This window comes from uncultured Thiodictyon sp., from assembly GCF_903828115.1.
Classification (GTDB): Bacteria; Pseudomonadota; Gammaproteobacteria; order Chromatiales; family Chromatiaceae; genus Thiodictyon.
In genome coordinates this window covers 1-5148 of record NZ_CAIKKU010000706.1, presented here as the reverse complement: position 1 = coordinate 5148, position 5148 = coordinate 1, and the positions used below count along the sequence as shown (strand labels likewise).

Here is a 5148-nt window from a genome sequence, read left to right as displayed (position 1 = left end):
TTGTTCTATTACGACAACGACAACGACAACGACAACGACAACGACAACGACAACGACAACGACAACGACAGCCTACCCGGGATCTCGGTCACCACATCAGTTCTGATCGCACCTGTTTCTCGCGGCGGGGGAGGTCCGCGCAGCGGACCCTACGCGGCCGGGGCCAGGAAGGACACCAGGGCCTGGGCCAGGATCGCCAGCACGGTCAACCCCACCAGGGAACAGAGCGTACAGGTCACCAGAAAGGACTTGAACTCGATCGGGGCAGTATCCTTCGCAGCGTCGGCGGCGAGAAGGTCCGCCCGGTAGGTCTGAACCATCGATGTACTCCGGTTGTTGAACAAGGGCCGTCACGGGCCCTGGGCTGGGATTTTTGGGGTCACGCGGCGGCGCGCTACGACAGTGTCGCGCCGCTGTCTCGTGAGATTTACAGTATAGTGTGTCACGCCACCTTGACACACCCCCTTTCGGCAGGTTTTCGGGTCCCATCGCGACGCGCGTCCGGTTACCATGGGCGCCCTTTCAAGCCCGCGCACCTGACACCAGAGACTCGAGACCTCAAAATATGCCCGTCCCATTCCCGTTCTCCGCCATCGTCGGCCAGGAAGAGATGAAGCTCGCGCTCCTGATCGGGGCCGTCGACTCCCGCATCGGCGGGGTTCTGGTCTTCGGCGACCGCGGCACCGGCAAGTCCACGGCCATCCGCGCCCTGGCCGCCCTCCTGCCCAAGATGAAGGTGGTCGCCGACTGCCGCTACGGCTGCGACCCGGACGCCGCACCGGACGTGCTGTGCGCCGAGTGCCGTGCGCACCGCGGTGACACCCCGTTCAAGACCAAGCAGGTGCCGGTGCCGGTGGTGGACCTGCCGCTGGGCGCCACCGAGGACCGGGTGATCGGCGCCCTGGACCTGGAGATGGCCCTGACCCGGGGCGAGAAGGCCTTCGAGCCCGGCCTCCTGGCCCGCGCCCACCGCGGCTTCCTCTATATCGACGAAGTCAACCTGCTGGAGGACCACCTGGTGGATGCGCTCTTGGACGTCGCCGCCTCCGGCGAGAACCTGGTGGAGCGCGAGGGCCTCTCGGTCCGCCACCCGGCGCGCTTCGTCCTGATCGGCTCCGGCAACCCGGAGGAGGGCGAACTGCGGCCCCAACTCCTGGACCGCTTCGGCCTCTCGGTCGAGGTCCGCACGCCCCAGGACCTGGCGACCCGGGTCCAGGTGGTGCGGCTGCGCGACGAGTACGAACGCGACCCCAATGCCTTCGCCGAGAAGTGGAAGCGCAAGGACGCCAAGGTCCGCAAGCGCATCACCGACGCCCAGGCCCTGCTGCCGGAGATCGAGGTCTCGGAACAGACCCTGGAACAGGCGGCGCGCCTGTGCATGGCGCTCGGCACCGACGGCCTGCGCGGTGAGCTGACCCTGATCCGCGCCGGCCGCGCCCTGGCCGCCCTGGAAGGCGACAAGTCGGTAGAGATTACCCACCTGCGCCGACTCGCCCCCCCGGCCCTGCGCCACCGGCTGCGGCGCGACCCGCTGGACGAGTCCGGCTCCACCGCCCGGGTCGATCGGGTGGTGCAGGAACTCTTTCCCGCATAATGGCCGGCATGAGCGCACCTCCGGCCAACCCCTTAGCCAAGAGCCCGATGGGCGGCAGTGCGCCACCACCGGCACCCCCGCGCTACCACCCCTGGGACGACGCCGCCCTGATCGCCACCCTGTTCGCGGTGGACCCGTCCGGCGTGGGCGGCGTCTGTCTGCGCGCCCTGCCCGGCCCGGTGCGCGACCAGTGGCTCGCCGACACCCGGGAACTGCTCCCGCCCGACATGCACCGGCGCAAGATCCCGCTGCATGTGACCGACGGGCGCCTGCTGGGCGGCCTGGACCTCACGGCGACCCTGCGCGCCGGGCGCCCGGTCGCCGAGCACGGACTGCTGGCCGAGGCCCACGGCGGCGTGGTGGAACTGGCGATGGCCGAGCGCGTGCGCGGCTCACCCGTCTCCTACCTGTGCGCGGCCCTGGACACCGGTGAGGTCGTCCTGGAGCGCGACGGGATTGCCCTGCGCTCCCCCGCGCGCCTGGGCGTCATCGCGCTCGACGAGGGCAGCAACGAGGACGAACAGGTCGCCGACGCCCTGGTCGACCGCCTCGCCTTCCTGGTGGATCTCAGCCCCATCGGCGTGCGCGACATGGGCGATCTCCCCTACGCGGTCGCCGACATCGTCGCCGCGCGCGAGCGCCTGCCCCAGGTCACCATCAGCGAGGCGCAGGTCAACGCCATCTGCGAAACCGCGCTCGCGCTCGGCATCCACTCGCTGCGCGCATCCCTGCACGCGGTGCGGGTGGCACGCATCGCCGCCGCCCTGGACGGGGACCCGGAGGTCACCGACGGCCAGGTCAACCTCGCCGCCCGGCTGGTGATGGCCCCGCGGGCGACCCAACTCCCCTCCATGGAGCCCCCGCCGGACCAGGAACCGCCGCCCCCGGAACCGCCCCCACCGGACCAGGACGGCGAGTCCGACGCCAACCAGGAACAGCGCAACGACCCGCTGGCGGACCAGATCCTGGACGCCACCAAGGCGACCATCCCGCAAGACCTGCTGGAACGGCTGCGGCTCGGCCAGATGCGCCGCGCCAAGGTGCGCAGCACCGGTAAATCCGGCCAGGTCCAGCAGGCCAACATGCGCGGCCGCCCGGCCGGGGTGCGCCGCGGCGAGCTGCGCCCCGGCGACCGGCTGAACCTGATCGAGACCCTGCGCGCCGCCGCCCCCTGGCAGCGGGTGCGCCGCGCCGAGCGCGAGCGCGGCCTGACCCCCGACCGGCTTGCGGTGCCGCTCCCGGCCCCGGTCAAACGCGGCGGGCGCAAGAAGGCGGCGCCCGTCGTCATGCCCCGGATCGAGGTGCGCAAGGACGACTTCCGGATACAGAAGTACAAGCACCGCTCCGAGACCACCGCCGTCTTCGTGGTGGATGCCTCCGGTTCCTCCGCCCTGCACCGCCTGGGCGAGGCCAAGGGCGCGGTGGAACTCCTGCTGGCCGACTGCTATGTGCGCCGCGACCGGGTCGCCCTGGTCGCCTTCCGTGGGAAAATGGCCGAGCTGCTGCTCCCGCCGACCCGCTCGCTGGTGCGCACCAAGCGCTGTCTGGCGGACCTGCCCGGCGGCGGCGGCACCCCACTCGCCTCCGGGATCGAGGTGGGGCTCGCGCTCGCCGATGCCGTCAAGCGCCGCGGCGGCACCCCGCTGCTGGTCCTGCTCACCGACGGGCGCGCCAACGTCGCCCGCAACGGCGAGGGCGGGCGCCCCAAGGCGACCGAGGAGGCGCTGATCGTCGCCCGTCTGGTGCGCGCCGCCGGCGTGGCCGCCATGGTGGTCGACACCTCCAACCACCCCCACCCCCAGGCCAAGGCCCTGGCCGAGGCCATGGACGCCACCTACATGCCGCTGCCGCACGCCGACGCCGGGCGGCTCAATGCGGCGGTCAAGGCCAAGGCGGGACTCTAGCCATGCATCAAAAGCCTGAATGGCACAATGAAGGGCGCGACTGGCCGAACCGGGAGGCCAGCCGTTTCATCGAGGTCGGCGACCTGCGCTGGCACGTCCAGGAGATGGGCGCCGGCCCCATCCTGCTCCTGGTCCACGGCACCGGCTCCGCCACCCACTCCTGGCGCGACCTGGCCCCGCTGCTGGCCGAAGACTTCACCGTCATCGCCCCGGACCTGCCCGGCCACGGCTTCACCGGCAACCCCAAGGACGACGAAGGGCTGTCGCTCCCCGGCATGGCCGCCAGCCTCTCGGCGCTGTTGAACACCATGGGCGTGACGCCGGACCTGGTGCTCGGCCACTCGGCCGGCGCCGCCATCCTCGCCCGGATGTGCCTGGACCACTGCATCGCCCCGCGCGCCCTGATCAGCGAGAACGGCGCCCTGCTGCCGCTGCGGGGCATGGCCGGTCACTGGTTCGCCCCCGCCGCCCGCTTCTTCGCCACCCATCCGCTGATCCCCAAATTCTTCGCCTGGCGCGCCGGGATCGCGGGCGGGGTCCAGGACCTGGTCGACAGCACCGGCTCGCGCCTGGACCAACGCGGGGTCGACCTCTACCGCCGCCTGGTGGTCAGCCCCGGCCATGTCGCCGCCGCCATCGGCATGATGGCCAACTGGGACCTGGACGCCCTGGAGCGCGACCTGCCGCGCCTGACCACCCCGCTCGTCATGCTGGTCGCCGAACGCGACAGCACCGTCAGCCCCGCCGAGGCTAGGCGTGTGCGCGCCGTGCTGCCGTCGGTCGAGGTCGAAACCATCCCCGCGCTCGGGCACCTGGCGCACGAGGAGGAGCCCGCGACCGTCGCGGCACTCATCCGCGGCATCGCCGGGCGGTTCGGAGTGCTCGGACCGCAGTGAGTGCCCCACTGCAAGCGGCTTCAGCCGCGCTGTGGGAGCGGCTTCAGCCGCGACGAGTCAACGCGATGGCCTAGAGCCACTTGGCGTCCCACAACGGATAGTCGCCCAGGTGCTGCACCAGACCGGCGCGCAGCGGGTTGCCGACGATATAACGGGCCACCGCGCGCAGGTCCTCGTCGCGGCGCAGCGCATGATCGAAATAGCCATCCTGCCACAGCACCCCGGTGCGCCCCAGCCGTTGGTTGATCCGCCGCGCCGCGGCGCCCTTCAGGGACTGCATTACCTCATCGAGCCCCCGGTCGGCGGTGAGCACGACCAGCCAATGCAGATGGGTGGGCATGACAACGAAGGCGAGGCTCTCGACCTCACCGCGCTCGTGCAGCGCGCGCATGGCCTGGACGACCTCGCGACCCAGTTGGAAATCGGTGAACAGCGGGCGATTGTCGGCCAGGGACGCGCGCAGGTGATAGGCACGGCCACGCTCGGAGACGCGGCCTTTGCGCAGGTCCTTGCTGTGGGGAGGCAAGCGCTTGGGGTTCATCGCTTTCGGCTCCTCGATGATCGATAGGCGCAAGCATAGCCCGTGGGAGCGGCTTCAGCCGCGACAGTCCTCAGACCAAGGCGTCGCGGGTGCGGCTACCCGTCGCGGCTAAAGCCGCTCCCACCGCGGCGGCCTCAGCCGCGCGATGCCATTGCGCGGCCTCAGCCGCGCTGCCACAAGCGGCTTCAGCCGCGCTGTGGGAGCGGCTTTAGC

Annotated in this window: 5 protein-coding genes; 3 read left to right on the top strand and 2 right to left on the bottom strand. The window is 71.1% G+C overall.

Annotation, left to right across the window (positions count from 1 at the left end; translation table 11 throughout):
- Positions 1–149: 149 nt before the first annotated feature.
- On the bottom strand, positions 150–320 hold the full coding sequence (locus QZY48_RS26585; RefSeq protein ID WP_295436560.1) for a hypothetical protein: 171 nt from the start codon (positions 318–320) through the stop codon (positions 150–152).
- 245 nt (positions 321–565) lie between these two features.
- Here QZY48_RS26585 and bchI point away from each other — a divergent pair, with 245 nt between their 5' ends.
- The 3 genes from bchI to bchO are packed head-to-tail and all read left to right on the top strand — an operon-like array spanning position 566 to position 4394.
- Entirely contained in the window at positions 566–1594 is a 1029-nt protein-coding gene (gene bchI / locus QZY48_RS26580; protein WP_295436559.1) for a magnesium chelatase ATPase subunit I, read from the top strand.
- Positions 1595–1602: 8 nt separating this feature from the next.
- The gene (locus QZY48_RS26575) at positions 1603–3498 is read left to right on the top strand and encodes a magnesium chelatase subunit D (RefSeq protein WP_295436558.1); all 1896 of its coding nucleotides are present in this window, start codon (positions 1603–1605) and stop codon (positions 3496–3498) included.
- A 2-nt stretch (positions 3499–3500) separates the two neighbouring features.
- Positions 3501–4394: an alpha/beta fold hydrolase BchO gene (gene bchO / locus QZY48_RS26570; RefSeq protein WP_295436556.1), complete on the top strand. Its 894-nt coding sequence runs from the start codon at positions 3501–3503 to the stop codon at positions 4392–4394.
- 70 nt (positions 4395–4464) lie between these two features.
- Here the strand turns inward: bchO and QZY48_RS26565 are convergent, their stop codons facing one another.
- Positions 4465–4935 carry a transposase gene (locus QZY48_RS26565; protein WP_295436555.1) on the bottom strand — a complete coding sequence of 157 codons (471 nt, stop codon included), beginning with the start codon at positions 4933–4935 and terminating at the stop codon, positions 4465–4467.
- Positions 4936–5148 lie beyond the last annotated feature (213 nt).